Annotated in this window: 25 protein-coding genes and 2 pseudogenes; 15 read left to right on the forward strand and 12 right to left on the reverse strand. The window is 69.6% G+C overall.

What is annotated here, in order from left to right; translation table 11 throughout:
* The first annotated feature begins 45 nt into the window (after nucleotides 1–45).
* Entirely contained in the window at nucleotides 46–783 is a 738-nt protein-coding gene (locus tag PSC72_RS17330) for a GNAT family N-acetyltransferase (protein WP_274322679.1), read from the forward strand.
* A gap of 19 nt (nucleotides 784–802) precedes the next feature.
* Here PSC72_RS17330 and PSC72_RS17335 read toward each other — a convergent pair whose 3' ends face one another.
* From PSC72_RS17335 to nadA, 4 genes are all read right to left on the reverse strand, one after another.
* Nucleotides 803–1,255: a hypothetical protein gene (locus PSC72_RS17335; RefSeq protein WP_274322680.1), complete on the reverse strand. Its 453-nt coding sequence runs from the start codon at nucleotides 1,253–1,255 to the stop codon at nucleotides 803–805.
* Nucleotides 1,256–1,326: 71 nt separating this feature from the next.
* Complete coding sequence (gene nadC / locus PSC72_RS17340) at nucleotides 1,327–2,154, reverse strand: carboxylating nicotinate-nucleotide diphosphorylase (RefSeq protein WP_274322681.1); 828 nt, start codon at nucleotides 2,152–2,154, stop codon at nucleotides 1,327–1,329.
* Nucleotides 2,155–2,158: 4 nt separating this feature from the next.
* On the reverse strand, nucleotides 2,159–3,715 hold the full coding sequence (locus PSC72_RS17345) for an L-aspartate oxidase (RefSeq protein WP_274322682.1): 1,557 nt from the start codon (nucleotides 3,713–3,715) through the stop codon (nucleotides 2,159–2,161).
* A 2-nt stretch (nucleotides 3,716–3,717) separates the two neighbouring features.
* Nucleotides 3,718–4,851, reverse strand: coding sequence for a quinolinate synthase NadA (nadA, locus tag PSC72_RS17350; RefSeq protein ID WP_382261808.1), 1,134 nt, complete (start codon nucleotides 4,849–4,851; stop codon nucleotides 3,718–3,720).
* Nucleotides 4,852–4,930: 79 nt separating this feature from the next.
* Between nadA and PSC72_RS17355 the strand changes: the two genes are divergently transcribed.
* Entirely contained in the window at nucleotides 4,931–5,152 is a 222-nt protein-coding gene (locus tag PSC72_RS17355) for a hypothetical protein (RefSeq protein WP_274322684.1), read from the forward strand.
* A 3-nt stretch (nucleotides 5,153–5,155) separates the two neighbouring features.
* Nucleotides 5,156–5,806 (forward strand): hypothetical protein, encoded by a 651-nt coding sequence (locus tag PSC72_RS17360; RefSeq protein WP_274322685.1) that lies wholly within the window; start codon nucleotides 5,156–5,158, stop codon nucleotides 5,804–5,806.
* A 60-nt stretch (nucleotides 5,807–5,866) separates the two neighbouring features.
* On the opposite strand, the gene PSC72_RS17365 is transcribed toward PSC72_RS17360, so the two are convergent.
* Nucleotides 5,867–6,109 carry a ferredoxin gene (locus PSC72_RS17365; protein WP_274322686.1) on the reverse strand — a complete coding sequence of 81 codons (243 nt, stop codon included), beginning with the start codon at nucleotides 6,107–6,109 and terminating at the stop codon, nucleotides 5,867–5,869.
* Nucleotides 6,110–6,229: 120 nt separating this feature from the next.
* Nucleotides 6,230–6,730: a hypothetical protein gene (locus tag PSC72_RS17370; RefSeq protein ID WP_274322687.1), complete on the reverse strand. Its 501-nt coding sequence runs from the start codon at nucleotides 6,728–6,730 to the stop codon at nucleotides 6,230–6,232.
* Between the two features lie 290 nt (nucleotides 6,731–7,020).
* On the opposite strand from PSC72_RS17370, the pseudogene PSC72_RS17375 reads away from it, so the two are divergent.
* The 3 genes and pseudogenes from PSC72_RS17375 to PSC72_RS17385 all read left to right on the forward strand — a co-directional run bounded on the left by PSC72_RS17375 (nucleotide 7,021) and on the right by PSC72_RS17385 (nucleotide 10,471).
* Nucleotides 7,021–9,424: pseudogene (locus PSC72_RS17375) on the forward strand (ATP-dependent DNA helicase).
* 19 nt (nucleotides 9,425–9,443) lie between these two features.
* Nucleotides 9,444–9,965, forward strand: coding sequence for a KEOPS complex subunit Cgi121 (cgi121, locus tag PSC72_RS17380; protein WP_274322688.1), 522 nt, complete (start codon nucleotides 9,444–9,446; stop codon nucleotides 9,963–9,965).
* Between the two features lie 65 nt (nucleotides 9,966–10,030).
* A complete protein-coding gene (locus PSC72_RS17385) occupies nucleotides 10,031–10,471 on the forward strand; it encodes a universal stress protein (protein ID WP_274322689.1) in 441 nt (146 codons plus the stop codon).
* A gap of 185 nt (nucleotides 10,472–10,656) precedes the next feature.
* On the opposite strand, the pseudogene PSC72_RS17390 reads toward PSC72_RS17385, so the two are convergent.
* Nucleotides 10,657–11,103 (reverse strand): annotated as a pseudogene (locus tag PSC72_RS17390) (phosphopantetheine adenylyltransferase); the annotation flags it as partial.
* Nucleotides 11,104–11,178: 75 nt separating this feature from the next.
* Nucleotides 11,179–11,607, reverse strand: coding sequence for a universal stress protein (locus tag PSC72_RS17395; RefSeq protein ID WP_274322690.1), 429 nt, complete (start codon nucleotides 11,605–11,607; stop codon nucleotides 11,179–11,181).
* 126 nt (nucleotides 11,608–11,733) lie between these two features.
* Between PSC72_RS17395 and PSC72_RS17400 the strand changes: the two genes are divergently transcribed.
* Nucleotides 11,734–13,107, forward strand: coding sequence for an oxidoreductase (locus PSC72_RS17400; protein WP_274322691.1), 1,374 nt, complete (start codon nucleotides 11,734–11,736; stop codon nucleotides 13,105–13,107).
* Between the two features lie 54 nt (nucleotides 13,108–13,161).
* On the opposite strand, the gene PSC72_RS17405 is transcribed toward PSC72_RS17400, so the two are convergent.
* Complete coding sequence (locus PSC72_RS17405) at nucleotides 13,162–13,716, reverse strand: MaoC family dehydratase (protein WP_274326195.1); 555 nt, start codon at nucleotides 13,714–13,716, stop codon at nucleotides 13,162–13,164.
* A gap of 498 nt (nucleotides 13,717–14,214) precedes the next feature.
* Between PSC72_RS17405 and PSC72_RS17410 the strand changes: the two genes are divergently transcribed.
* From PSC72_RS17410 to phaC, 4 genes are read left to right on the forward strand one after another with little or no spacing between them, the layout of a single operon-like run.
* Nucleotides 14,215–14,511: an AbrB/MazE/SpoVT family DNA-binding domain-containing protein gene (locus PSC72_RS17410; RefSeq protein WP_274322692.1), complete on the forward strand. Its 297-nt coding sequence runs from the start codon at nucleotides 14,215–14,217 to the stop codon at nucleotides 14,509–14,511.
* A 5-nt stretch (nucleotides 14,512–14,516) separates the two neighbouring features.
* Complete coding sequence (locus PSC72_RS17415; protein ID WP_274322693.1) at nucleotides 14,517–15,065, forward strand: hypothetical protein; 549 nt, start codon at nucleotides 14,517–14,519, stop codon at nucleotides 15,063–15,065.
* Between the two features lie 38 nt (nucleotides 15,066–15,103).
* Nucleotides 15,104–15,679, forward strand: coding sequence for a poly(R)-hydroxyalkanoic acid synthase subunit PhaE (locus tag PSC72_RS17420; protein WP_274322694.1), 576 nt, complete (start codon nucleotides 15,104–15,106; stop codon nucleotides 15,677–15,679).
* Nucleotide 15,680: 1 nt separating this feature from the next.
* Nucleotides 15,681–17,207 (forward strand): class III poly(R)-hydroxyalkanoic acid synthase subunit PhaC, encoded by a 1,527-nt coding sequence (gene phaC / locus PSC72_RS17425; RefSeq protein WP_274322695.1) that lies wholly within the window; start codon nucleotides 15,681–15,683, stop codon nucleotides 17,205–17,207.
* Between the two features lie 37 nt (nucleotides 17,208–17,244).
* Here phaC and PSC72_RS17430 read toward each other — a convergent pair whose 3' ends face one another.
* On the reverse strand, nucleotides 17,245–18,525 hold the full coding sequence (locus PSC72_RS17430; RefSeq protein WP_274322696.1) for an alkaline phosphatase family protein: 1,281 nt from the start codon (nucleotides 18,523–18,525) through the stop codon (nucleotides 17,245–17,247).
* Between the two features lie 80 nt (nucleotides 18,526–18,605).
* Between PSC72_RS17430 and PSC72_RS17435 the strand changes: the two genes are divergently transcribed.
* A complete protein-coding gene (locus PSC72_RS17435; protein ID WP_274322697.1) occupies nucleotides 18,606–19,055 on the forward strand; it encodes a TIGR00725 family protein in 450 nt (149 codons plus the stop codon).
* 42 nt (nucleotides 19,056–19,097) lie between these two features.
* On the opposite strand, the gene PSC72_RS17440 is transcribed toward PSC72_RS17435, so the two are convergent.
* Together PSC72_RS17440 and PSC72_RS17445 are read right to left on the reverse strand one after the other, a co-directional pair.
* Nucleotides 19,098–20,426, reverse strand: coding sequence for a hypothetical protein (locus PSC72_RS17440; protein ID WP_274322698.1), 1,329 nt, complete (start codon nucleotides 20,424–20,426; stop codon nucleotides 19,098–19,100).
* Nucleotides 20,423–21,181, reverse strand: a complete 759-nt coding sequence (locus PSC72_RS17445; RefSeq protein WP_274322699.1) for a hypothetical protein — start codon at nucleotides 21,179–21,181, stop codon at nucleotides 20,423–20,425. The genes PSC72_RS17440 and PSC72_RS17445 overlap by 4 nt, the downstream gene beginning before the upstream one ends.
* Nucleotides 21,182–21,283: 102 nt before the next feature.
* On the opposite strand from PSC72_RS17445, the gene fen reads away from it, so the two are divergent.
* From fen to PSC72_RS17460, 3 genes are all read left to right on the forward strand, one after another.
* The gene (fen, locus tag PSC72_RS17450; protein ID WP_274322700.1) at nucleotides 21,284–22,264 is read left to right on the forward strand and encodes a flap endonuclease-1; all 981 of its coding nucleotides are present in this window, start codon (nucleotides 21,284–21,286) and stop codon (nucleotides 22,262–22,264) included.
* A 188-nt stretch (nucleotides 22,265–22,452) separates the two neighbouring features.
* A complete protein-coding gene (locus PSC72_RS17455; RefSeq protein WP_274322701.1) occupies nucleotides 22,453–23,652 on the forward strand; it encodes a twin-arginine translocation signal domain-containing protein in 1,200 nt (399 codons plus the stop codon).
* Between the two features lie 170 nt (nucleotides 23,653–23,822).
* Nucleotides 23,823–25,232, forward strand: a complete 1,410-nt coding sequence (locus tag PSC72_RS17460) for a class II fumarate hydratase (protein ID WP_274322702.1) — start codon at nucleotides 23,823–23,825, stop codon at nucleotides 25,230–25,232.
* Nucleotides 25,233–25,309: the final 77 nt, after the last annotated feature.

The following is a 25,309-nucleotide window of genomic DNA, read 5'->3' on the forward strand; positions in this document are numbered from 1 at the left end:
CGCGCCGCCGTCACGCTCATGGCCGTGGCGCGCGTATCTCCGCCAATGTCGGTCCCTGACGAGATCGACCTCTCCGGCGACCGCAAGCGCGTCTATCGCTTCGTCGACCGGCACGGTCCGGTCGAGCCGGCGTCGGTCGCCGAGACCGTCGGCGTCGACCCGGAGTCGTTCCAACATCACGTCTCGATCCTCAAGCGCGACGACTTCATCGAGGAGGACGAGCGCGGGCGCCTGCGGGCGCAACTCCAGCCGGGGGAGTCCGAGGAGTTCGCCGAGGCGGGCGTCGCCTACGCGATCCGTCCGGCCCGGCCCGCGGACTTCTCCGGCGTCGTCGGCGTCATCCGCGAGGTCACCACCGAGGGGACCTACATCACCGCCGAGACGGTCGCCGAGGAGCTCACCTACGAGGAGACGCTCTTCCGGCGCACGCCCACGGAGTGTCGGATCGTCTTCGTCGCCGAGGTCGCCGACGAGGTCGTCGGCTGGGGCCACGTCGACGCCCAGGAGCAGGCTAAGCTCCGCGGGACCGCCGAGTGTACCGTCGGCGTCCTCGACGGCTACCGCCGCCACGGCATCGGCAGCCACCTCCTCCAGCGCTGCGTCGAGTGGGCCGCCTCCAGGGGGTGCCGAAAGGTGTACAACAGCCTCCCCGCGACCAACGGCGAGGCTATCGACTTCCTCGAACGCAACGGCTGGGAGATCGAGGCGATCCGCGAGGAGCACTACGAGATCGACGGCCGCCTCGTCGACGAAGTGATGCTCGCCCGGCGGCTCGACGAGTGACTTACGAGGCGCCCTCGCCCTATTCGTCCCAATCGTCGCTGGACCAGTCGCCGTCGTGGTCTTCGACCGACGACTCCCCCGCACGCGGGAGCGCCCGCGAGAGGACCACGTACTCCGCGAACGCAAGCGTGACCGCGACCAGCACCGAGAGCAACGCGTTCTCGAGGACGAACATGAGCGCCAGCGCGACGATGCCGGCCCCGGAGAGCGCGTAGCCGGCCGCACCGGGGTGGAAGCTCCGCGCCAGGTTCTCGTGGTCGTCGCGGACGTAGCTCTCGTCGGCCCGTCGGATCGTGTACGGCACGGTGTAGAAGATCCCGACGCCGGAGAGGGCGCCGACGAGCACCCCGGCCGCGATCTGCTCGAAGAGGAGGACGGTCACGTACGCGAGCGCCCCGAACGTGACCACGGCGGCCGCTCCACCGACGAATCCCGGGGAGACTACGCTCTCGTCCATCGTCGATTCTGCCATGTCCGTGCGATCACTCTCTGTCAATAAAACGATAGGGGGCGGCGCCTGTCAATTTGCGTCCGAAGCGGCCGTCACCCCGTCCGGAAGGAGTAGTCGAGCGTCGGCGCGGAGTGGGTGAGCGACCCCATCGAGACGACGTCGACGCCGGTCGCGGCGTACTCGGGAACGGTCTCGACGGTGATGCCGCCCGAGGCCTCGGCGAGCACCTCGCGACCGATGTCGTCCGCCGCGTCGCGGAGCAGTCCGACCGCCCGCTCGGTCGTGTCGGGGTCCATGTTGTCCAGAAGGACGATGTCCGCCCCGGCCTCGGCGGCCCGCGGCGCGTCGGCGGGCTCCTCGACTTCCACCTCGACCTTCGTCGCGAACGACGCCCGCTCCCGGAAGTGCTCGACGGCGGATTCGAGCCCCAGCTCGGCGACGTGGTTGTCCTTGACCATCACCATGTGCGAGAGGTCCAGCCGGTGGGTGTCGCCGCCGCCCGCGACGACGGCCCGCTTCTCGATCCCCCGCAGTCCGGGCGTGGTCTTTCGCGTCCCGGCGATCCGCACGTCGTCACTCTCCGCGCGGGCCGCATCCACCGCCCGTCGCGTCTTCGACGCGATGCCCGACGCGTGGCCGGTGACGTTGACGGCCACGCGCTCGCCGCGCAGCACCTCTCGGGCCGATCCTTCGACTTCGAGGACGGCGTCGCCGGGTTCGATCCGGTCGCCGGCCGCCGCGCTGTCGGTGACGGCCACGTCCAGGTACTCGAAGACGGCGCGAGCCGCGTCGAGACCGGCGACCACGCCGGACTCCTTGGCGACGAGTCGACCGGTCGTCTCGCCCGGCACCTGGTTGGTCACGTCGTGGTGGCCCACGTCTTCGCGGAGCCACCGTTCGACTTTGGAGTCGGGGATCATCGGCTCAGTCGGCCCGCGTCGTCGCGGGTTCCTCGACGAGGTTGTGCGTCCCGACGGACTCCTCGTTCTCGGCGGCGGCCCGCGCGACGAGCAGGGCCGTCACCGACGCGTGGCGGAGTTCGTACAGCGACCGCGAGGTCCGCGTGCGGACGTAGGCGTCGACCTCGCCCTTGAGTCGTCGCAGGACCGCCTGCGCGCGACCGAGGTCGTCGGGATGTCTGCGGAGGCCGACGTACTCGTCCATCACGCGGCGCAGGCGGACGAACTTCTCGCGGGCGAAGTTGTCGGGGAGCGCGGGGTCCCGGTCCAGCAGTTCCGGCGCCTCGACGACCTGGGGGTCGTAATCCGCGGCGTCTCCGCCCGCGCGGAGCCCCCAGACGAGCCCTTCCAGCAGCGAGGTCGAGGCCAGGCGGTTGGCGCCGTGGACGCCGGTGCGCGAGCACTCGCCGACGGCGTAGAGGCGGTCGAGCGACGCTCGTCCGCAGGTGTCCACGTCGACGCCGCCGCAGAGGAAGTGCTCCGCGGGGCCGACGGGGATGCCCGACTCCCAGCCGATGCCGCGGTCCTCGCACTTCTCGACGAGGTCGGGGAACTCCCCGGCGAAGTCGAGCGGCGAGACGTCCAGCACGACCTCGCCCGTGGCGTCCCGCTCTTTCTGGACGGCGCGGGCGACCACGTCTCGGGGCGCGAGTTCGGCGTCCGCGTGGTAGTCGGGCATGAACCGCTCGCCCTCGCCGTTGCGGAGGACGGCGCCCTCGCCCCGGACGGCCTCGCTGACGAGGAACGGACCGTCGTTGGCGCCCTCGCCACCGGGGTACACAGTCGGATGGAACTGCACGTACTCCATGTCTTCCACGTCGGCGCCGGCGAGCGCGGCCATCGCGATGCCGTCGCCCGTCGAGCCGTCGGGGTTGGTCGAGCGCGGGTAGAGGTCGCCGATGCCGCCCGTGGCGAGAACCGTCGCCCCCGCGAACGTCGGCATGACATCGCCCTCGTGTTCGAGCAACGCGCCGTGGACGCGCCCCTCGTGGCTCACGAGTTTGAGCGCGGCGGTGTCGTCGAGTATCTCGACGCCGTCGCGGTCGTCGAGCTGGTTCAGGAACGGGACGTGGATGTGCTTGCCCGTCGACGCGTCGACGTGGAGGATCCGCGGCTCGTCGTGGGCGGCCTCGCGGCCGAAGTCGAAGTCCGCGGTCTCCTCGCCGCCCTCGTCCGCGCCGCTGGTGTCGAACTCGACGCCGAGCGTGTCGACCAGCACGTCGTTGACGGCCTCGTTGGCCTCGTCGACGAGCACGTCGACCGCGCCGGGGTCGGACGTGTCGGCGCTGGCGGCCAGGATGTCCTCCTTGAACTGCCCGGGGTCGTCCCGGGAGACGGCGATGCCGCCCTGCGCCCACCACGACGAGGCGCCCTCCGGGCGGGTCGCCTTCGTCGCGACGGTCACGTCGGCGCCCTCGCGGACCGCGCCCAGCGCCGCGGCCAGGCCGGCGATTCCGGAGCCGACGACGAGCACATCCGTCGTCCGGTAGTCGTCGTAGTCTTCGAGTTCGGTCTCGCTCATCGTTAGATCTCCAGCATCCGGTCGAGGGCGACCTGTGCGAGTTCCTTCTCCTCGGGCGCGACCTCGATGACGTTGCGCTCGCGGCCCGCGACGAGTTCTTCGAGCACCCACGTCAGGTAGTTGGGGTCGATCTGCCGCATGGCGTTGCAGTCCATGCAGGCGTCGCCGCAGAGGGGCAGCACCTCCACCTCGGGGTGCCAGCGGTCGAGGTGGTTGGCGAGGTGGATCTCGGTGCCGATGGCCCACGCGTCGCCGGGGTCGGCGTTCTCGACCGTCTCGCAGATGGTCGACGTGGAGCCGACCACGTCGGCCGCTTCGACGACCTCGCGGCGACATTCGGGGTGGACGACGACGTTGGCGTCCGGGCGCCGTTCGCGGAGGTCCTCGATGTGCGATTCGCGGAAGCGCTCGTGGACCTGGCAGTAGCCGTCCCAGAGGACGATGTCGTTCTGGACGACCTCCTCGACGTCCTTGCCTTCGGGGTCCCACGGGTCCCACTCGGCGATCTCGTCCTCCATGCCGAGCCGATACGCCGTGTTCTCCCCGAGGTGCTTGTCGGGGAGAAAGAGGACCTTGTCGCCCTTCTCGAAGGCGTACTCGAAGGCCTTGTGCGCGTTCGAGGAGGTGCAGACCAGTCCGCCCTGCTCGGCGCAGAAGGCCTTCAGGTCCGCGTAGCTGTTCATGTAGGTGATCGGGATGATATCCTCGTCGGGCGCGGCGCCCGTGATCTCGGCCCACGCGGCGTCGACCTGGAGCGCCTCGGCCATCCCGGCCATCGGACACGACGCCTCCATGCTCGGGAGGATGACCGACTGGTCGTCGTCGGTGATGATGTCCGCGGACTCGGCCATGAACGTGACGCCGCCGAAGATCACGTAGTCGGCGTCGGCGTTCGCCGCCCCCTTCGAGAGCTGGTAGGAGTCGCCCACGAAGTCGGCGTGCTCGACGATCTCACGGCGCTGGTAGTTGTGGCCGAGGATCACCACGTCGTCGCCGAGTTCGTCGAGCGCGGCCTCGATGCGTTCGCTCCGCTCGGCCTCGTCCAGGTCGCGGTAGGCCGGCGGGAGCTGTTCCAGGTTGTCGTACTTGAAGAGACTGAGGTCAGTCTCGAACTGCGCTGTTTCCATTTCCGGCACGAGTGGTCACTTGGGTTAGGTGATTCTATGGACCACCGTATTGAAAAAGTTTTGTCTTCAATGGGGCCGACCGGTAACTATGACGTGGTACGAACCCCGTTTCGACCAGTTCTCGGTCCTGAATGGCTCTATTGATGGAGAGTGGTGCGTATTATCAAGGGTTGAGAAACAGGCGACCGACGAGGGCGCGAACCGTTGGGACGATCTGTTCGTCGTCGGGCCCTTCGCGACTGGGTCGGACGGCGGGTTCGACCCAACGGTTACCCGCACTCGTCCCGGGGGATCACCCGTGTCCGCCTGAACGATGGTCGAGGGAAACATACACGGCGCGTTCGTCTATCCAGACGGGAGCGCAGAAGCGGTGAAACAGCGCCTCTTCGGCGAGTTCGACCCGTCGACGAACGGCCTCGAACGGATCGACGACAGGCGAATCCAGCTCGCCGACGACGAACGCATCCAGTTCCACGTCGAAGCGCCGGAGTACGAACCGGACGCGCCCGAGGGCGCGACCATCACTCCGCCCCTTTCGTGTCTCGTCGTTAACCGGTACGAGGGCGGTGTCGCCTACGCCCGGGGAGAGGGACGCGACGAGTACGTCGACCTCTTCGTGACCGTCTACGAGCACCTCCCGGAGCGCCCCGCCGCCGGGTACCTGATGGGCGGCGACCAGAGCAGCGGGATTCGAAACGGCACTGCCGGGTACCGCCACCCGGTGACGGCCGAGAGTCTCGGGAGCGACGAGTTCAACGACGCGGCGTGGGTGATGGTCTTCACGCCCCCGATGGTCGAGCAGTACGGCAGGGACAGGCTGCTCGGCCTCTCGGTTCGGCGCGTCGAGGAACTGGGCGACGGATCGATAGCCGTCGTCGCCCCCGGCGACCCGACTCAGTACACCGAGTGGCGCGACCTCGCCGCGCAGTTGGACGTTCCCGCGGCCGCCGATCGACCGTACTAGCTCCGGCGGGAGACCGCGAGTAGCGTTCGGAGCGAACCAGTGGCGACGGGGGTGAGCGGTTCAGACGATCTGTTCGCCGTCGTCGTCGTAGACGGCAATGGCGTCGACGGGACAGGCCCGGGCGGCGAACTTCGCGTCGAGTTCGGCGTCCTCCGGGACCTCGCGGACGAAGATATCGTCGTCCTGCTCCTCGCTATCGACGAGGACCGCCTTGCCCGCGTCGCTGTCGCGTTCGAAGCCGTCCCACTCGGCGACGCACTGGAACATCCCGATACAGGTGTCCCGATCGTATTCGATGCGCATGGCGGTAGTTGACCGGCGAACGGCATAGGAATGGCGGGACGGCGTTCGCGATCCGACGAGTTCCGAACCGAGCGGAATGTGACCCGGCGGCGGGTGCGGTTTGCCGCGTCAGGTGCGAGGTCACCGGGTCCGATCCGCGGTCCCGCACGGATTCTCCACGTACGTCGGGCTGATTCCGATCGGGGGGTACTCCGCCTCGGAGAAGTCGCCTATCTTCACGAGAGCACCGATACATCCCGGGTCCTCGGCCTCGTCCTCGTAGTAGGTGTCGTAGTCCGCTCGCGTGACCGTGTACTCCCAGGACGTGGAGGCTCGCTCCCCCTCCTCGTCGAGGTGGAGAGCCCAGATACGGTACTGGCTCTGTGTGTCCGACCACGTCGGTTGGATCTTCGTCCAGGCGGACCCGTCTGCAGCGTCGGCCGGACCGAGCGAGACCTGCCGGTCGATCAGGGTCTCGTCGCCGCGCTCCACTGCGAGCCGAACTGTCCGTGCCGTGAACGACGCGTTGATGACTTCGATCCGCCCGAGCACGGTCCCACTGGAACCGAGAACGGACGAGCACCCGGCGAGCCCGAGACTCCCGGCCACTCCCAAACTTCTGAGCGCCTGGCGACGGTCCATCTATTCTCCGATAGGCCACCGCGCATATATCTCTGTATGTGCGGCGGTCGGCCTTCTCCTCCCCCCGTCGAGTATCCGCGCGAGCGAAGCGAGCGCGGTTCGCCGTGAGAGCGGAGCCCTGACGAGCCTGCGGTCGTTCGCGGTGCACACTCTCGCAGACACCGAACTCGCGCTGCACGCGAGTTCGGCCTTTTTCACCCATGTTTTTGGCTGGGGGTCGCCGCAGGCGACCCCCCAGCGAAAAAGATGGTCCGACAGTTTAAATCAGGGAGCGCACTACCACGCGAGTAATGGACGTCGCGGACATCCCGGGCGTGCCCGACTGGTTGCCCGAGCACCTGCGAGCCGACGGCATCGAGTCGCTGTACCCGCCCCAGGCCGAGGCGGTCGACGCCGGCGTCACGCAGGGCGAGAACCTCGTCGCCAGCGTTCCCACGGCCAGCGGGAAGACGCTCGTCGCCACGCTCGCCATGCTCGCCTCGGTCGAGCGCGGGGGGGAAGGCGCTGTACATCGTCCCCCTGCGGGCGCTCGCCAGCGAGAAGCGCGAGGAGTTCGAACAGTTCGAGCAGTACGGCCTCGACGTCGGCGTCTCCACCGGCAACTACGAGTCCGAGGGGGGCTGGCTCGCCACGAAGGACATCGTCGTCGCCACGAGCGAGAAGGTCGACTCGCTGGTCCGGAACGACGCGCCGTGGCTGGACGAGTTGACCTGCGTGGTCTCCGACGAGGTCCACCTCGTCGACGACGGCGAGCGCGGCCCCACGCTGGAGGTCACGCTCGCGAAGCTCCGCCAGTTGAACCCCGACCTGCAGACCGTCGCGCTCTCGGCGACCATCGGCAACGCCGAGGCGCTCGCCGAGTGGCTCGACGCCGCCCTCGTGGATTCGGACTGGCGCCCCATCGAACTGAAGAAGGGCGTCCACTACGGCCAGGCGCTCCACCTCGAAGACGGGAGCCAGAGCGAGCTCTCGGTCAGGAACTCGGAGAAGCCGACCGCCGCCATCGTCCGCGACACGCTCGAAGACGACGGCTCGACCCTCGTGTTCGTCAACTCGCGGCGCAACGCCGAGGCCGCCGCCGGTCGCCTCGCCTCCACGGTCGAACCCCACCTCACGCCCGGCGAGAAGGAACAACTCGCCGAGGTGGCCGACGAGATCCGCGACGTGAGCGACACGGACACGAGCGACGACCTGGCCGACGCCGTCGAGGGCGGCGCCGCCTTCCACCACGCCGGCCTCGCCAGCGGCCACCGCTCGCTCGTCGAGGACGCCTTCCGCGACCGGCTCGTGAAGGTCGTCTCGGCCACGCCCACGCTCGCCGCCGGCGTGAACACTCCCTCGCGACGGGTGGTCGTCCGCGACTGGCGGCGCTACGACGGCACCGCCGGCGGGATGCAACCGCTCTCGGTGCTCGAAGTCCACCAGATGATGGGCCGTGCGGGGCGGCCGGGCCTCGACCCGTACGGCGAGGCGCTCTTGATCGCCAACAGCCACGACGAACTCGACGAGCTGTTCGAGCGGTACGTCTGGGCCGACCCCGAGCCCGTCCAGTCGAAGCTCGCCGCCGAGCCCGCGCTCCGCACGCACATCCTCGCCACCGTCGCCTCGGGGTTCGCAAACTCCCGCGAGGGCCTGCTGGAGTTCCTCGAACAGACCCTGTACGCGTCCCAGACGACCGAGCGGGGTCGCCTGGAGCGCGTGATGGACGACATGATCGAGTACCTCGAACGGAACGAGTTCCTCGAACGCGACGGCGACGACCTGACCGCCACCTCGCTGGGCCACACCGTCTCGCGACTCTACCTCGATCCGATGAGCGCCGCGGAGATAATCGACGGCCTCCGCGCCTGGAAACGCGGCGAGGGGCGAGCGCGGGCCGAAAGCGCGACCCCGGCGGCCGACGCACCGGCGGCCGACGAGGAGCCGCCGGGATTCACGACCGCCGGCGAGTTGGCCGACGACGCCGACGAGGACGAACAAGCGGACCGTCCTGATCCCACCGCGATGGGCCTCTACCACCTCGTCGCGCGTACCCCGGACATGTACGAACTCTACCTGCGCTCGGGCGACGAGGAGGAGTACCAGATGCTCGCCTTCGAGCGCGAGGAGGAGTTCCTCGGGTCGATGCCCAGCGAGTTCGACCCCGCCTTCGAGGACTGGCTCTCGGCGCTGAAGACCGCCCGCCTGCTCGAAGACTGGGCCAGCGAGGTCGACGAGGACGAGATCACCGACCGCTACGGCGTCGGCCCCGGCGACGTGCGCGGCAAGGTCGAGACCGCCCAGTGGCTGCTGGGCGCCGCCGAGTCGCTCGCGGGCGAACTCGGGCTCGGGCTCGCGCCGGCCATCCGCGAGGCGCGTGTCCGCGCCGAACACGGCGTCCGCGAGGAACTGACCGACCTCGCAGGCGTCCGCGGCGTCGGCCGCAAGCGCGCCCGCCGCCTGTATCAGGCCGGCATCGAGGACCGCGCCGACCTGCGCGAGGCCGACAAGTCGGTCGTCCTCGGCGCGCTCCGCGGCCGCGAACGCACCGCCGAGACCGTCCTGGAGAACGCGGGCCACCGCGACCCCTCGATGGACGGCGTCGACCCCGACGCGAGCGCCCGTCCGGAGGAGGACGGCGACGCCGGCGCCGGCGGCGACGACGCGGCCGAACCGGACGAGGAGGAAGACCAGTCGAGCCTGGGTGACTTCTGATGGACGGGGGTGAGGCCTGATGGAACTCGTCGAGGCCGTCGCGACGGTCGAGGATCTGGACGGGTTCGTGGCACGACTCGGGGAGATCGGCGACGAACACGGCGTCGCCGTCCAGGCGTTCGACGCCCGGTACGTGGTCGACCGCGCGCACCTGGAGCGGGCGGTCGAACTCGCCGACCGGGCGATCGACCGCGGCGAGAACGTCGCGCGCGAGCGGAGCGTCGAGATCCTGCTGTACGCCGCGGGGACGCGCCAGATCGACCGCGCGCTGGCGATCGGCGTCAGCGAGGGCGAGTGTCCGGCCGTCGTCCTCGTCGACGCCGGGGACGGCGACGGAACCGGAGCCGAAGGCGACGCGGCTGCGGCCGTGCGCGACGTCGAGGGCTCCGCGACCCTGGAACCGACTGCGACGCTCGGTGAGTTCGATCCCGATCGCGTCCGCGAGTTCTTCGACGTGGGCGACGCGGAACTCGACGCGGTCGAGGGGACGCTCGCCGACGTCGTCCGCGAGCGCGTCGCGCTCCTCGACGTCGAGAAGTGAGCGGGCGGTTCCTGCAGATCGAGAACCGGCGCCACCAGTTTACGTCCGTGCGCCGAAGGTCGAGTATGTACGAGGACATCCTCGTTCCGACGGACGGGAGCGCCGGTGCGGAGAGGGCCCACGACGAGGCCGTCGACCTCGCCGCCGAGTTCGGCGCGACGGTCCACTCGCTGTACGTCGTCGACGTCTCCGCGATCGGCCCGGAGTCCGGGGCCGTCGATCTCGCCGAGTCGTTCGAGCAGATGGGCGAGGACACCACCGACGCTGCCGTGGCCCGGGCGCGCGACGCAGGGGTCGACGCCGTCGGTTCGGTCACGACCGGGACGCCCCACCGGTCGATCCTCGACTACGTCGACGAGGAGGGGATCGACCTCGTCGTGATGGGCACGCACGGGCGGACCGGGATCGAGCGGTATCTCCTCGGCAGCGTCACGGAGAAGGTCGTCCGCGCCGCCGACGTGCCCGTGCTGACGGTCCGCGCGAGCGAGGACGACACCGAGGAATAGCGCCGACGGACCGACCGACGCGCCCGGCGCGTCGAGACCGGTCGTCAATCGGTCCCGTCGCGGCCTTCGGACCCGTCTGCGCGCTCGCCTTCGCCGTTGCTTGCGCTCTCGGCCCCGCCGTTGCGTTCGCCTCCACCATTGCTCTCGTCCCCACTCTCACTCTCGTCTTCCCCCGCACTGAGCCCGCCGTGTTCGTCGATCTCTCCGGCCACGAGGCGAGTCGAGGAGATCCGTTCGCCGTCGGCGGCGCGGACGAACGGGACGACGAACCCCTCCATCGGGTCGAGGCCGCGTCTGGCGCGCTCGTCGTTGATGTCGGCCAGTTCGCCCGCCGTCTCGGGGGACACGACCAGCGCGTCGAGCGTCGGGTCCGTCGACGCGATGCCGTGTTCGTCGTGGAGCTTCCTGATCTCGACCTGGCGACCCCACTCGTCGAGCGCCTCGACCTCCTCGCGGACCCGCTCGCGGCGGGCCGCGAAGTCGGGGACCGGGCGCTCGCGCTTCCCGCGGGCGAACTCGTCGCTGGTCAGCGCGACGAGGACGCCCTCGTCGCCGCGTTCGAGCGCCTTCCTGAACAGGGCGCGGTGTCCGTCGTGGATCGGGCCGAAGGTGCCGGCGACTGCGACGCGCATACCTACGCATCGGTCGGACGAGAGAAGTGTCTCACGGCCTCGGGACGGTGCCACGGACTCCCTCGACCGGGGCGGTCACCGACCGACGACGGCCCCCGGAGTGACGACGGTGTCGGCGGTCCGTTCGAGTTCGCGTCGGACCCGCCCCGGTCGGCGACGGCCGGCGAGGACGACGGCGTCGGCGTCGATCTCGCTGGCGTAAGCGGGTAGCTCCTCGTTCGGTCGGCCGTGGCAGCAGCGCGTGCGGACGACGACGTCGCGCTCGCGGCCGCGCGCGTCGACGGTCGAGAGCAGGTCGCGGCCCGCGTCCTCGGCGTCGCCGACGAGCACTTCGGCACTGCTCAGCGCCGGCTCCCCGTACCGGCCCGTGTCGACGACGTACAGCGCGTGGACGACGCCCCCGCTGCGTTCGGCCATGTCGAGCGCGCGGTCGATCGCCGCCGCTGTCCCACCGGTTCCCTCTGACGTGCGCTCGTCGAGCGAGAGCAGGATTCGATCGGTCATGGTCCCCGATCGGACCGAGACGGATCGGCGGTAAATAGGTGCGCGACGGTTCGCGGGCGGCCGGCCGCCGTAACCATCGGCATACGTCGGGAGTAAGCTTAACCTGCGAACTCGACTACTCACCGTATGGCGACGCTCGACGACCCCGTGTCCGTCGGCGGAGTCGACATCCCCAACCGCCTCTACCGGGCGCCGCTGCTCGAGTGCGCGGGCAACGGTCCCGACGCGGTCGACACCTTCGTCGACGAACTCGAACCGACGGCGGCGTCGGGCGTCGGGCTCGTCTTCCAGGGCGCCAGTATCGTCACGGCGGAGAGCGGGTGCGCGGCGCCGAACATGACCCGGTTTCACGACCCGGCGTTCGTCGCGCGCTGCTCGCGGCTGACCGACGCCGTCCACGACCACGGCGGCCGCATCTTCGTCCAGTTGGCCCACGGCGGCCTGCGGAGCATGGCCGTCTGGCACGCCGGCCACCGCGCCCGGAACCCGGACCACGAGGAACTCGCCGTCTCCCGGCCGCCCGCGCAGTTGCGCGCGCTCGACCGGCTGGGACTCGTCGACTTCCAGCCGCGAGTCATGTCCACGGCCGGGGTGTACGACCTCGCCGAGCAGTTCGGGAGAGCGGCGGGCTACGCCGCCGACGCCGGGTACGACGGGATCCACCTCTCCGGCGCGAACATGGGCGTCGTCCAGCAGTTCCTCTCCCCGTTCTACAACCGCCGCGACGACGAGTTCGGCACCGGCCCCGACGAGCCGCCGGGGAGCGGCGGCGTGCGCTTCCTGGAAGCCGTCCACGACGCGGTCCGCGACCACGCCGGCGACGTGCCGCTGGCGACGAAAGTGCCGGCCGAGACGGCCGCGCCCCGGTTCGTCCGTCGCCGCCTCTCGCGCGACGACGCTGTCGGGATCTGCGAGCGCGTCGCCGCGATCGGCTACGACGCCGTGGTCCCGGTCGAGGTCTCGACGTTCTGGGACATGAGCGTCGTCAGGGGCGCCTATCCGGACCGCGCCTGGGAGGCCGCGGACCTCCGGAGCGACTACGCCGAGGCGTTCGGCGGTCCGCGGCGCGCCAGGGCGGTCGCGGCGCTGAACCGGTTGCAGAGTCGCCGCTTCCCCAGGGAGCCCGGCTGGAACGCCGATCTCTGCCGTCGGGTCCGCAGGCGGGTCGACGTGCCCGTCCTCTGCGAGGGCGGCGTCCGAGAACGGGAGACGTGCGACGAGTTGCTGGGCGCGTCCGGCGGGGAACCGGCCTGTGACCTCGTCGGGATGGGGCGGCCGTTCTACGCCGAACCGCGCCTCGGTGCGCGACTGCTCGGCGAGCGCGGCCGACGCGAGGGTTCGGCGGCGCTCTGCGCGAGTTGCAACAACTGCACCGTCCCGCAGGTGACCGGTGCGCCGGGGACGTGCCGGACGCCCGCTGTGGTTCGCGAGCGCGCTCGCCTGGAAGGCGAGGGCGTCTATGACCGCCGGGGGCCCGAGGAGTCAGAGTCAGATAGGTGACTGAAGTCACTCGGACAGGTCGGATGCAGACGGGTCGAACGGGGCAGAAGATCCTCAGACGTCGTCGGGGAGTTCGTCGACGAGGACGACGGCTTCGCCGTCGATGATCGTGGTGCCGTCGTCGACGACGCGAGTGGTGAGCCGGTACTGGTCGTCGCCGAGGTCCTCGACGATCTCGCACTCCGCGGTGAGGCGGTCTCCGAGGCGGACGGGGTTGTGGAACTCCAGATCCTGGGAGAGGTAGATGGTCAGGCCGGGCAGGCGAGCGAGGCCGGCGCTGATCAGGCCACCGACGAGCGTCCCGTGGGCGATGCGGCCCTTGAAGCGGGTCTTGCTCGCGAACTCGTCGTCGAGGTGCAGCGGGTTGGTGTCACCGCTGGCGGCGGCGAACGACTGGACGTCGCGGTCGGAGATCGTCTTGGTGAACTCGACGCGGTCGCCGACGCCGAGGCTCCCGCGGTCGGTCTCGGTCAGTTCGACGTGCCACTCGGGCAGGTCCTCGTCGGCCTCGATCCGGTCTACGGCCTCCATTCCCTCCTCGTCGGACGACGGGGAGACGCCGAACGCCGCGAACGCCGCCCGGTTGGCCGCGACCACGCTGTTGAACATGTGTGAGGACGTCTCCGTCCACGTGTCAAGCAGCGCGTTTCGGTGCGGTTCAGAACTCATCGATACCCTCGTTTGGGTTTGATGCTATTAAAACGTAGTGGTACGTGATCACACGGAATCGCCCGAGAAGCGGTCTCTCAGGCGTCTCTCCGGGATACGGGGAGATTACTATCGGCGGATTCTGCAGCGAAGGAAAACCCGCGCCCCACCGCGTCTGTGACCCCCGACCTGCGGGCAGTAACGTCGCGTTACCGCGCCCTATCGAGCGGCGCGTGAGCGAGGATCGGCGAAGCGCGACTGCATTTTGCTGTCGCTTCTGGTCGAACGCCGCTCGTGGTCGATGGGGGACTGCCACTTCGGACCGTTCGCGGCCCACGGTTCGATTCGGGTCCCGAGGGCTACTGAGACGTACGCCGATCCATGGAATGGTATTGAGTGGTAGAAGATGGTATTCAGCGCAATGCTTATGTGTTCGAGGGATGTACATACTGTTGACCGATGACCGACGAGAACGACGGTCCGACGTGGCCGCCGACGATGTTCAGCGGGATGCAGGAGATGAGTGAGCAGGCGATGGAAACCCAGCAGGAGTTCCTCAGTCAGATGATGCAGGCGGGTGCCGGCGGGCTGGACATGAACCAGCTCGGTGCGATGAGTCAGACGGCGACGTTCAAGACCCGCGTGCAGTCCGGCGGCCGGATCTCCATCCCCGACGCCGAGCGCGAGGCGCTGGACATCGAAGAGGGAGACATCGTCCAGACCGTCGTCATCCCGGTCAAGCGGAACCGAGAGTGATCCACATGGCATACACCACCCCCATCACCACGGCGTTCGAGATGCAGCGCGCGACGATCGAGCAGAGCCAGAAGGCGCTGGAGCAGACCATCGACTTCCAGCAGACGGTCAACGAGGCCGTCGTCGACAGCTTCGACAGCCAGCGCTCGGCCCAGCGCCGCGGCGTCGAGCTGTCCCAGACGCTCGCCCACAGCTACCTCGACGTCGTCGAGTCCTCGGTGCCCGGCGCCGCCGGCACCGTCGACGAGGTCCGCGCGGCCGTCGACGAGCAGTACGACTTCCTGCTCGACAACCACGCGGAGGTCTTCGAGACCGTCGCCGACGAGTACGAGCAGGGCGCCGACGCCTACGACGAGCTGGCGGCCGACTACGTCGAAGCGCTCGACGAGCAGGTCCAGCTGCTCGTCGAGGCCCACGAGGAACTGGAGTCCCAGTCGGTCGACGTGGCCGAGCAGTGGGGCGACCAGCTGGAGTCGCTCCAGGACCAAGTCGAGGACCTGCAGGAGCAGGTCACCGACGTCCAGGAGCGCGCCGCGCAGGCCGTCGACGCGTAGAACACGGTTTTTTCTTTCAACGTACACGAACACATACCATGAGCAACACCAACGAGATGCAGGAGCAGTGGACGGAGATGGTCGAGGAGATGAACGACGCGGTCGCCGACTCCCTCGAACAGAACATGAAAGCCCAGGCAGCCTTCGTCGAGTCGTGGGCCGAGGCCGTCGAGGACTCGGTCCCCGAGGAAGAGGCGATGGCCGAGGGCATCCAGGGCTACAACCGCGCCTACGAGGTGTGGATGGACGCCGCCGAGCAGATGTTCGAGCGGAGCACCGACGCCGCCCAGGGCGATGACGTCGCGCCCTCCGAATACCGGGACATCTGGCTGCAGTCGGCCAACGAGGCGTTCAAGGAGGTCATGTCGACCAGCGCCTTCGCCGCCGCCAACGGCCAGCTCGTCGAGCGCATGATGGAGATGCGCCGCGAGGCCGACGACGTGAGCCAGGAGACCATCTCCCAGCTCGGCTTCCCCACCCGCGACGACATGGACGAGGTCGGCGAGCGACTCGTCGAACTCGAACGGCGCCAGCACGACGTCGAACAGCAGCTCGACCGACTGGAGGAGGTCGACGAGAAGCTCGACCGCGTCCTCGACCACCTGGAGGGGTAAGATGGCCAGCGAACGCGCAGACCCGTTCAATCCCGTCTCGATGGCCCTCGACGCCCAGCGCACCGCGCTGGAGACGATGACCCAGGCGACCGAGAGCAACGCCGACCTCCCCGAGGCGCTGGCGACCGTCCAGAGCGTCGAAGTCGGCCAGACGCCAAGCGAGGTCGTCTACCGGGAGAACAAGCTGGAACTCCTCCACTACAAGCCCGAGGAGGCCGGCATCGAACCCGAGGAGACCCACGACGTTCCCATCCTCATCGTCTACGCGCTGATCAACAAGCCGTACATCCTCGACCTCCAGCCCGAGCGCTCCGTGGTCCGGCGCCTGCTCGAAGCGGGCCACGACGTCTACCTCATCGACTGGAACGAGCCGTCGCGGATGGACCAGCACCTCACGCTCGACGACTACGTCAACCGCTACATCGAGAACTGCGTCGACGAGGTGCGCGAGCGCTCCGGCCAGGACAAGATCAACGTCCTCGGCTACTGCATGGGCGGCACGATGTCGGCCATGTACGCCGCGCTCCACCCCGAGAAGGTCAACGCGCTGGGCCTGATGGCCGCGGGCCTCTGTTTCCAGGGGACCGGCGGCGTCCTCGAACAGTGGGGCTCCGACGAGTACTACGACCCCGAGGAGGTCACCGACACTTTCGGGAACGTCCCCGCGGAGTTCCTGGACGTCGGCTTCGCGCTGATGGACCCCGTCGACAACTACGTCTCGAAGTACATCAGGTTCTACGAGAACCTCGACAACGAGGACTTCGTCGAGAACTTCGGCCGCATGGAGCGGTGGCTCTCGGAGGGCATCGACGTGGCCGGTGAGGCCTACGACCAGTTCCTCCGGGACCTCTACCAGGAGAACAAGCTCTACGAGAACGAGATGTACCTCGACGGGACGCACGTGAACGTCGAGAACATCGACATGCCCGTCCTGCAGATCATGGGCGAGTACGACCACCTCATCCCCGCCGACGCCTCGAAGCCGTTCAACGAGGTCGTCGGCTCCGACGACGTGACCACCATCGAGTACGCGACCGGCCACATCGGCCTCTCTGTGTCCTCGTCGTCACACGAGGAAGTCTGGCCCGAGGTCTGCGAGTGGTACGCCGACCGCGCGCCGGCGACCAGCACGGGAGCGGCCGAGGCCGGCGCCGAGGCGGCCGAACCCGACGACGTGACAGCCGCGGACGAAGCCGCCGAACAGACGGCGGCCGAGGCCGGCCCCGCCGCCGAGGAAGCGGCCGTCGCCCAGACCGCGGCCGACGACGCCGAGCCGACCGACGCGTCCGCCGAGGCCGAGGTGGCCGAGGACGCCGAGGACGTGGGCGCCGGCGACGGCGCGGACGTCGCCGCCGACAGCCCGGACGTGGACACCATCGCCGGTATCGGCCCGACCTACGCCGACCGCCTGCACGAGGCCGGCATCGCCAGCGTCGCCGACCTGCGGGACAGCGATCCCACGGAGGTCGCCGACATCACCGGCGCGCCCGTGGCCCGCGTCGAGGACTGGTTCGAGCAGGTCGAGTAAGCCCGCTCGCTCTCGATTCCGCGCTCCGTTTTCGCCGTCACTGCAGGTCCGACAGCCGCGCCGCCGCGAACGGGACGAGCATCTCGCGGGGCGTGAGCCCGCCGTGCATCCCGACGTGCGACACCACGTCCTCGACGGCGGGATGCACGAGCTTCATCTCCGGGTGCGTCAGGACGAGGTCGCCGGCCCGTCGCTCGAAGACGACGCCGTGATCGAGCCCGTAGAGTCCGAGTTCTCGCACCTCCTCGCGGGTGAACGCGTCGACGCCGTGCGGTTCGAGCGCGTCGACGACGCCGTCGACGCCGCCGGCCCTGACCGCGAGGTGCGTCAGCCGGGGGTCGGCGAACGGGGGCGACGGCTCCCCCGAGGGCCGCCGCTTCAGCCCCGCGGTCACTCCGTCGACGGTCGACAGGTCGAGACACCCCGCCGGTCCCGGTTCGAGGTCCACCATCCCGTGGTCGGCGGTGGCGACCAACAGCGTCTCGGCGGCCGTCTCGGGGTCGAGTCGGTCGTAGAGTTCCCGGGAGAGACAGCGGGTCAGCGTCGCCAGCGCGTCGTGGTAGGCGCCCGAGTCGGTCCCGAACTCGTGGGAGGTCGCGTCCAGCTGGGGGAGGTACGCGTAGGTGTAGGTCTGTCCGTCGGCGGATTCGACCACCCGGCGGACGGCCCGCGCCGTCTCGCGCGGCCCGTCGGCGGGGACCTGCTCGGCGCCGCCGAACGTGGCGTCGGCGTAGTCCGTACCGAGGGTCTCCGACCCCTGGACGACGTGCGCTTCGACGCCCGCGTCGACCAGCGTCGGGTAGACCGGATCGGCGGCGACCAGGTCCGCCGACTCGGTCGCCGGCGTCCGGCCTCCCGCCACGTCGCCGACGACGTCTTCGCGGACGGCGTGCGGGAACGCGCCGACGATGTCGCCGTGCTCGGGCAGGTGGACGTCCCAGCCGAGAACCCCGTGTTCCGCGGGTGTGGCCCCCGTGTGGACCGTCGTGATCGCGGTCGCCGTCGACGACGGGCAGACGGTCGTCAGCGGCGTCACGCTGCCGCGCTCCCCGAGGCGCGACAGGAACCGGTGGTCCTCGCTGTCGCGACGCCACCGCCGCCATCCCAGGCCGTCGAGGAGGACGACGACCACGTGCGAGACGTCAGTGTCGACCCCGCCGAACACGTCCGTCGGGAGCGATCGACCGACGTCCACGTCGAACACGTCCCCCACCGTCCCCGGAACGTTCGCGAAACAGTATCCCCCGTAGTCGGGGACGACCATCCCCTCGTGCGTCTGCCGATCGAGGAGGGCCGCCGCGTCGCCAGTGCGAAGCATCTATTGGGTTACCCACATGTTGAGTAAATAAGTTTTCTGCTAGTCGTGACGGTTTAGGTGGCCGGGCGCCACCCACCGCCATGCGAGTCAGCGTCATCGGCGGCGGAACGGTCACCGACGAGCAAGCGGCGACTGCGGAAGCGCTCGGCCGCACGCTGGGCGAGCGCGGCCACGAGGCCGTCTGCGGCGGCCTCGGCGGCGTCATGGAAGCGGTCTGTCGGGGCGCGAGCGAAGCGGGCGGACACACTATCGGTATCCTGCCCACGGAGCGCCGCGCGGACGCGAACGAGTACGTCGACACCGCCGTCGCGACCGGGATGGGCAACGCGCGGAACGTGCTCGTGGCGATGAACGGCGACGCCGTGATCGCCGTCGACGGCGGGACGGGCACGCTCTCGGAACTCGGCCACGCGCTCGATTTCGGCAAACCCGTGGCGGGCCTGGGGACGCACCGGATCGACGGCGTCGACGGCATCGACCACGTGGACACGCCCGAGGAGGCCGTCGAGTCGGTGGAAGAACGCGCGTAGACGGCCGCGGGGCGAGTGACTCCGATCGCGCATCGCTCTGGGTCACTCGACGCCGAGCGCCGCCAGCCCCTCGTCGACGGCGGCCGGCGTCGCGGCGGCGATCGTTTCCAGTGCGACGTAGAGCGCGAGGTCGCGGGCGGCCCGCGAGAGTTCGACGCTGTCGCCCAGCTCGCTCAGTTGCCGCTCGGCGTAGTCGAACCAGCCCGACAGGGTCGCGAGGACGGTCCGCGCCAGTCGGTCGTCGGCGCTCGCCGCCAGCGCGTCTTCCACGGCCGTGACCGCCGCCGCCCGCAGCGCTTCGACGTCCTCGATGCCCTCCACCGTTCGGTGATCGCCGGATTCGATCCGCCCGTACAGCGTCTCGAACGCGCCCAGGCGGGCGATCCCCTCGATCTGTCCGAGGACGGTCACCGCGAGCCCGTCGGTCCGAGCTATCTCGTCGCCCGTCGGGAGGTCGCCGTGGAGGTCCTTCAGCGCGAACCCGGCGACCGTCTCGTCGAGGTTTGCGTCGAGTTGGCCGTTCAAGTCGGCACTCTCGGGCGGGACGTCGGCCATCCGCGACTCGATGGTCGACGACAGGGAGTCGCGCGCGTCGGCGAACGTCGAGCGCAGCGACCGGGCGTCCGACAGCGACTCGCGGAACCGCTGCCCGACGTGTTCTGCGTCCGCGAGCGTCGCGCGGGCCCCCTCGACGGACCCGGCGCGTTCCCCGACGACGAGCGCGTTGACGACCCCTTCGACGTGACGGTCGTCCGGTTCGATCCCGGTGCGAGCGCTCGCGGCCCACTCCTCGACGAGGTCGTGGACGAGCAGCGCCCGGACAACGTCGTCGTCGCCGACGTACGCCCAGTTCTCGCGGAAGGCGTCGATCGCCTCGCGCGTCGTCCGGCGGTTCGCCCGCACGGCCGCTGCGCTCAGTTCGTCGTTCGCGGCCGCCCACGTCCCCTCGGCGACGCGAGCCGACCCGCGAGCGTCGGCGAGCCGTTCGAGTCGCTCGCGGACGCTCGGCGCCTCGATCGCCTCGGAGAGGCGGCTCCGCGCTCGCTCGGCGTGCTCGGCTATCTCATCGCGCATCGCCCCGTTCGCCATCTCGTCGGCGGTGAGCGGGAGCGGGACCGCGTCGAGCATCGCGTACGCTCGGTCCCGGGAGGCCGTCACGTGCGAGCCGGCGACCTCGACCGGGAACGGTCGCGGAACCGTCGGCCCCTCGCGGGAGGTCACGAGCCGGAGTTTCGGTCCGTCGAGTTCCACCGGCTCCGACCCGAGCAGGTCCCCGGGGACGCCACAGCCGGCGAGGAACGCCGCACCGCCGAGCGCGAGCGCACCCCGTCGCGTCACGTGCCCGGGCGAGGAGCGCGACTCGTCGCTCATCGCGTTCTCCCGTCGCGGGACGCGGCGTCCGCCGGCGTCCCCGCCTCGGCATCCGTGTCGGCCGTCGTCCCGGGGGCGGTGACGGGCGGCGTCGGCCGTCCGCGCTCGCCGGGCGGGGGAAAGCAGTGCCCGTTTCCGACCCCAGTCCCGCCGAGTTCGTACCGTTTCGGGTCGAGGGCGGCCGGTATCCGGACGACCGTGAGGTGTCCGTCGCGGGCGTCTGCCTCGCAGGCCACGTCGTGGTCGCGGAGGAACCGGCCGTAGCGGATCTCGACCTCGCGGTCTGCCCAGCTGACGTGACACAGGACGAGCCGGTAACACTCGTCGGTCAGTTCGTGGTGGAGGTACAGCGTCTCCCGGTCGAAGTCCGTCGCCGCCACGAACTCCCGGACCGCCTCGGGGGAGTCGGATATCTCTGTGTCGGCGACGCCGCCCTCCTCGATGGTGAGCGTCTCCGCGGTCGCCCGGTCGGCGATGAGGCCACGGGTCTGGCGGTCGCTGCGGTCGACAGTCCCGCCGTCGGTCGGCCTGTCTGCCGGATCGGCGAGGAACCAGGCGAACCGGTCGCCGAGTTCGTAGTCGCTCGCCCGGAGGGTCACGTACTCGGGGTCCAGCGCGACGTGGTCGTCGTCGGGACCGCGGGGGGCCGAGGGCGTCGGCGACCGGCCACCGCCACTGGAGTCGTTGCAGCCGGCGAACCCGGCGGCGAGGCCGACGGCTGCCTGGAGGGCGCGGCGTCGCGTGAATGGGGGCATCGATACGAGTTGTCATCTCGCCGTAAATATATATCTCATGGGTAACTCGACGGGAGGCGGCGTGTCGGGGGATTCAAATCGGCATCGACCGTATCGGGGCCAATGGGTAACGCAGATCTCCGCGACCTGGCAGCCATCGAGGACGTGTCCTTCGAGGACCTGGCCGGGTCGGTCGTCGCCGTCGACGCGCACAACTGGCTGTACCGCTACCTCACGACGACGGTCCGGTGGACGAACGACGACATCTACACGACCGCCGACGGCGACGAGGTCGCCAACCTCGTCGGCGTCGTCCAGGGGCTCCCGAAGTTCTTCGAGCACGACGTGACGCCCGTGTTCGTCTTCGACGGCTCCGTCGTCGACCTCAAGGACGACGAGGTCGAGCAGCGCCGCGAGGAGCGGGAGAAGCGCGAGGAGCAGCTCGAACAGGCCCGCGAGGAAGGCGATTCCATCGCCGTGGCGCGCCTCGAATCGCAGACCCAGCGGCTGACCGACACCATCCTGACGACCACCCGCGAGGTCCTCGAACTGTTCGACGTGCCCGTTATCGAGGCGCCGGCCGAAGGGGAGGCCCAGGCCGCACACATGGCTCGCGAGGGCGCCGTCGACTACGTCGGCACCGAGGACTACGACGCCCTCCTGCTCGGCACGCCGCTGACGCTGCGCCAGCTCACCAGCAAGGGCGACCCCGAGTTGATGGACTTCGAGGCGACCCTGGAGACCCACGACCTGACGTGGGAGCAACTCGTCGACGCCGCCATCCTCATGGGCACCGACTTCAACGAGGGCGTCTCCGGGATCGGGCCGAAGACCGCCGTCAAGGCCGTCCGCGAGCACGGCGACATCTGGGGCGTCTTCGAGGCCCGCGACGTCTACGTCGACAACGCCGACCGCATCCGCGACCTCTTCTTGCACCCGGCCGTCACCGACGACTACGACTTCGACCGCGAGATCGAACCCGACATGGAGGCCGCTCGCGCGTACGTCTGCGAGGAGTGGGAGGTCGACCCCGAGGAAGTAGAGCGCGGCTTCGAGCGCATCGAGCAGTCGGTCGTCCAGACCGGCCTCGACCGCTGGACCTGAGCCGGGCGGTATGATCGGCCAAACGGGACTCACCGGTCGCGGGTCGCCGTCGAACGCCGTCGTTACTCAGGGCTGAATAGGGTTACTCTGCGTCCATCGCGACGGCGCGTTCGTACGGCGGCGCTACCGAGAAAACGGTTTCCGGGCTTTATTCGCCGAACTTCCTAACAGTCGGTGGAGTCAAAGCGATGACAGACGAACCCACAGACCGATCAGCGACTGGTGAATCGAGCAGACGAACGTTCCTCAAGAGCGGTGCGCTGGCGACCGGCGCGATCGCTCTCGGGACGGGCGCGGTGGTTTCGGGACGCGACGGCGACGGCGCGGCCGCCCGGGACGACCAGACGGAGACGAGTCCGTTCGCGTCGGTGCAGTTCGCGAACCAGGAGTCCGACGACGGGACGAGCGTCGTCGTCGACCAGGCGACGCTCTCGGAGCCCGGCTACGTCGCGTTCCACGACGTGAGCCTCTTCGAGGGGAACGTCCTCGAAAGCGTCATCGGCGTCTCGGACCGGCTGGACGCCGGTGTCCACTACCAGACCGACGTGACGCTGTTCGACGTGCCCGGCGCCGACTTCGAGACCGAGAGCCTCCAGGGGACGGGCGCGCTCATCGCGATGCCCCACCGCGAGACCGGCGACGACGAGACCTACGACTTCGTGTCCAGCGAGGGCGCGGAGGACGGCCCGTTCGCGGAGAACGCGCTCCCGGTCGTCGACCTCGGGTTCGTCGCGGGGACGAGCGGCGGAGAGGGGACCGCGACTGACACGCCGACTGATACCGCGACGGACACGCCGACTGAGACCCCGACGGATACGCCGACCGACACGCCCGCGGGAACCGGCACGGACATGGGAACCGGTACGGACGCGGCGAGCGACGAGACGGCGCCGTTCGCGACGGTGGACTTCGAGAATCAGGTGCTGGACGGCGACACGGTGTCGGTCGGGCAGGCGCTGCTCTCCGACGGCGGGTTCGTCGCCCTGCACGACGCGCGGTTGCTCTCGGGCGAGTTGTTCGAGAGCGTCGTCGGCGTCTCCGAGTACCTCGAACCGGGCCGCCACCGGACGATCGAGGTCACGCTCGACGACCCCGACCAGATCGCCGAGGTCACGTTCCCGCCCGCGCCGGCGAAGCCGCTGGTCCCGATGCCGCACCTCGACACCGACGGAAACGAGACCTACGACTTCGTCACCAGCGAGGGCGCGGAGGACGGCCCCTACACGAGCGTCGGCCAGGCGGTCGTCGACCTCGGGTTCATCGTGACCGAGGGCGAGGGCACGGCGACCGGGACGGCCGGTGCCGAGACCGAGGCCCCCACGGACACCGAGACTCCCATGGAAACGCCGACCGACGAGGGGCACGAGACCGAGACCGAAGGGTACTGACCGGCCTCGTGCGCTGACGCGGCCACGAACCCACCGAATTTTTTCGCCTGAATGGAAGCGCCGGCGCGGTCGGTGCGTCCCGCTGTCGCGGCTCGTAGCGGCCCGAACGCGACGGGGAGCGGCCGCGCGTCTTCGGTGGCTTTTACGCCTCCCCAGTCGTCGGTCCGCGTATGTCAGACGACGACTATCGGACGGAGGAGGACAGCCTCGGCGAGATGCAGGTGCCGGCGGACGCCTACTGGGGGGCCCAGACGCAGCGCGCGATCCAGAACTTCCCGATCAGCGAGGAGACGTTCGGACGGCGGTTCGTCCGCGCGCTCGGGGTCGTCAAGAAGTCCGCGGCGCTGGCCAACAGCGACCTCGGGCTCGTCGAGGACGACAAGGCCGAGGCCATCGTCGAGGCGGCCGACGAGGTCATCGCCGGCGAGCACGACGACCAGTTCCCGGTCGACGTGTTCCAGACCGGGTCGGGCACGTCCTCGAACATGAATGCCAACGAGGTCATCGCCAACCGCGCCACGGAGATCTACGGCGGCGAGATCGGCTCTCGGACGATTCACCCGAACGACCACGTCAACTACGGCCAGTCGAGCAACGACGTGATCCCGACCGCGATGCACGTCGCCAGCCTCGAAGCGGTCGAGAACGACGTGCTCCCCGCGCTGGAGACGCTCGCCGACGCCCTCGCCGAGAAGGAAGACGAGTTCGACGACGTGGTCAAGACCGGCCGCACCCACCTGCAGGACGCCACGCCCATCACGCTCGGCCAGGAGTTCTCGGGCTACCGCACCCAGATCGAGAAGGGCGTCGAGCGCGTCGAGGGAACCCGCGACCACCTGAGCGAACTCGCGCTCGGCGGGACCGCCGTCGGCACGGGCCTCAACACCCACCCCGAGTTCCCCGCGAAGGCGGCCGAGTACATCAGCGAGGAGACCGGCATCGAGTTCCGCGAGGCCGACAACCACTTCGAGGCCCAGGCCGCCCACGACGCGATGTCGGAGGCCCACGGCGCCCTGCGCACCGTCGCGGGTAGCCTGAACAAGATCGCCAACGACCTGCGCCTGCTCGCCTCCGGCCCGCGCAACGGCCTCGGCGAGATCGACCAGCCGGAGAACCAGCCCGGATCCTCCATCATGCCCGGGAAGATCAACCCGGTCGTCGCCGAAGCGGTCAACCAGGTCCACAAGCAGGTCGTCGGCAACGACGCCGCGGTCTCGGCGGGCGCTGCCGAGGGCCAGATCGACCTCAATCTCTACAAGCCCATCCTCGCCAACAACTTCCTGCAGTCCGCCCGGCTGATCGCCAACGGGAGCGAGGTGTTCGCCGAGAAGTTCGTCGCGAAACTCGAAGCCGACGAGGAGCACTGCGAGGAGCGCGTCCAGCAGTCGATGGCGCTGGCGACGGCCCTGAACCCCGCTATCGGCTACGACAAGGCCAGCAAGGTCGCCAAGCAGGCGATGGCCGAGGACAAGACGATCAAGGAGGTCGTCGTCGCCGAGGGGTACCTCAGCGAGGAGGAGGCCGACGAGGTGCTCGATCCGCGGAAGATGACCGAGCGCGTCATTCTGGGTGACGAGTAGCGTGGTCCGAACGGAGTGAGGACCACGGTATAGCGAGCGGCGACTGCAAGGAGCCGCGAGTAGGGGAGGCGCGAGCG

The organism is Halosimplex aquaticum (genome assembly GCF_028747785.1).
GTDB lineage: Archaea > Halobacteriota > Halobacteria > Halobacteriales > Haloarculaceae > Halosimplex > Halosimplex aquaticum.